Origin of the sequence: Pedobacter sp. (assembly GCF_035566355.1) — a bacterium.
Lineage (GTDB): Bacteria > Bacteroidota > Bacteroidia > Sphingobacteriales > Sphingobacteriaceae > Pedobacter.
In genome coordinates this window covers 1-2,428 of the sequence record NZ_DATMRL010000671.1, presented here as the reverse complement: position 1 = coordinate 2,428, position 2,428 = coordinate 1, and the positions used below count along the sequence as shown (strand labels likewise).

Here is a 2,428-nt window from a genome sequence, read left to right as displayed (position 1 = left end):
AGTATCAGTGGTTCATTTTTGCTTTCAAAGGCTTGTACCTGTACATCTACAGTAAAGTCATTACCCAGGTAAACCATATTGTTGTAATTCACATTCGCAATAAGGACATCCCGCTTTGGAATTGTATCTCCAAGAGCAATGGTATACATTGGCGCTTTTAGTTTGCCGACGGCGTAGACCGGGTTTCCGCCCCGGTTAAAAATTCCATCTGTTGCTAAAATGACTGCCCCAACATTCCTGTTCAGGAATTCATCATTCAGTTTGTCTATTAAGGCCGTAGCATTTGTCAATTTCCCTTTGTTGGAGAAATCAAAACCCCTAGCTACCCGGTCGCTAAAGTTGTATACTCTTACGTCATAAGCATCGGCAAGTTGATCTGCAAGTTGTTTCAGATCTTGCTCGTATTTCTTTTTTACAAATCCAGGGGGTTCAATATGTCCAACGGACAAAGAGTTGTCCTGGGCAATCACAATAACCGGCTTTTCCAGGATATAGGAAATCCGTTTAACCAATGGCGCAAAAAGGATCCATAAGATCAGTGCCAGTCCTAATCCACGTACAGCAGCAAGAAAAATGCGCAACTTAGGGCTCAGCGATTTAGTTTTCCCGTATAACAGCCAGGCCAGGAGTCCTCCCGCGATCAGGCAGCACATAAGCATCAGCAAATCCTGTAAATGAAAAGAGTTCCCCATAGTATCAGATTCTGTTTAAAAATTAAACAGTCATTAGGGTAAAGATGCTAAAATTTTAAAAATTTGAATGTAACTTGGAAACATAAATAGGCATTCCATGAATATTACGTTTAAAATTATATTTCTCCTTAGCATGTCGGGTACTTTATTTGCACAAAACAATTTTAAGCAACAGCAACTTAGCTTTGAAAGGGTAAAAACTGCCTATACTGATAAATGGGATGGCCTGAAAAAGGATTTAAAGATGAAGGGTATTAAAGAAGAGTTCCAGATGTATATTGTTGCCTATAAAGATGAAGGAAAACTGGAGATTTGGTTAAAAAATAAAAACCAGCCTGCTTACGCCTTGTTCAAAAGTTACGACTTTAGTGCACGTTCGGGTAAACTCGGTCCTAAAATCAAGGAGGGTGACCTCCAGACACCAGAGGGTTATTATGCCATAAATGCCTTTAATCCGCAGAGCAATTTTTATCTGTCTTTAGGCGTCAATTACCCAAACCAGGCAGATCTTTTCAGAAGTGGTAAAAATAATCCAGGAGGCGATATCTATATTCATGGAAACCAAGTGACTGTTGGATGCATTCCCTTAACTGACGATAAGATTAAGGAAGTTTATGTTTTAGCTACAGAAGCACGGAATGCCGGACAGAAGGAGATTCCGGTATCTATCTATCCTTTCCGTATGACTAATGAAAATGTGAAATCAAAATTATCATTGTATCCGCAGCAAAAATCGTTCTGGACAAATTTACAGCAGGGATATACCTATTTCATCAGGCATAAAAAGCCCCCGGTTGTAGAAACTACAAACGAGGGCTATATAATTAAAACCTAGAATTACAGCATACCCCCACAAACCGACAATACTTGTCCGGTTACATAAGCGCTCATATCCGAAGCCAGGAACAGACATACGTTTGCAACGTCCTCTGTTTCTCCCGCTCTTTTCAAGGGAATGCCTTGCTCCCATCCTTCCACCACTTTAGGGTCCAGTACATCTGTCATTTCGGTACGGATAAAGCCTGGGGCAACAACATTGGTCCTGATATTTCTGGAGCCCAATTCTTTAGCTACTGATTTAGAGAATCCGATAATTCCTGCCTTAGAAGCGGCATAGTTGGCCTGTCCTGCATTTCCCTGTACACCAACCACTGAACTCAGGTTCACAAAAACACCTTTACGGTTTTTCATCATGATTTTAGAAGCAGCTTTGGTAATGTTAAATACAGACTTCAGGTTCACGTCAATTACTTCATCCCAGTTTTCTTCGCTCATCCGCATCAGCAAACCGTCTTTGGTAATTCCTGCATTGTTGACCACAATATCAACTGTTCCAAAGTCTGCTACAATATCACTGATCAGTTTTTCTGCCTGGTCAAATTTAGAAGCATCCGAACGGTAACCTTTAACGGTTGTACCATATGCTTTTAATTCCTGCTCCAGAGCTTCTCCTTTTTCAACAGAAGACAAATAAGTAAATGCTACGTGAGCACCCTGCTCAGCAAACTTTTCCGCTATCTTGCGGCCTATTCCTTTAGAAGCACCAGTAATCAGTGCTGTTTTTCCTTCTAGTAATTTCATCAGTATATATTTGTTGTTTATCGGTGATGAAGCTGTCATGAGTTTATATTTTTCACTAACATCTATTTGATTTCTGTGTTCAAGACCTCGCTAAAGCTCGGTTCATAGTGTTTTGTGAGTGTAAACCCATGATGGTTTCATTATAAATGTTTGGT

2 protein-coding genes and 1 pseudogene are annotated in these 2,428 nt (G+C 40.2%); 1 reads left to right on the top strand and 2 read right to left on the bottom strand.

Going from position 1 to position 2,428, the window contains the following annotated elements; translation table 11 throughout:
- A pseudogene (locus tag VNZ46_RS26490) lies at positions 1–692 on the bottom strand (hypothetical protein); the annotation flags it as partial.
- A 97-nt stretch (positions 693–789) separates the two neighbouring features.
- Between VNZ46_RS26490 and VNZ46_RS26485 the strand changes: the two are divergent.
- Positions 790–1,527, top strand: coding sequence for a L,D-transpeptidase family protein (locus tag VNZ46_RS26485; protein WP_325564232.1), 738 nt, complete (start codon positions 790–792; stop codon positions 1,525–1,527).
- Between the two features lie 2 nt (positions 1,528–1,529).
- On the opposite strand, the gene fabG is transcribed toward VNZ46_RS26485, so the two are convergent.
- Positions 1,530–2,273, bottom strand: a complete 744-nt coding sequence (gene fabG, locus VNZ46_RS26480) for a 3-oxoacyl-[acyl-carrier-protein] reductase (RefSeq protein WP_316835907.1) — start codon at positions 2,271–2,273, stop codon at positions 1,530–1,532.
- Positions 2,274–2,428: the final 155 nt, after the last annotated feature.

What these genes read in the sequence shown, in the direction of transcription:
- VNZ46_RS26485 (WP_325564232.1), top strand. Translation starts at nt 790, where the DNA reads ATGAATATTACGTTTAAAATTATATTTCTCCTTAGCATGTCGGGTACT.
- fabG (WP_316835907.1), bottom strand. Translation starts at nt 2,273, where the DNA reads ATGAAATTACTAGAAGGAAAAACAGCACTGATTACTGGTGCTTCTAAA.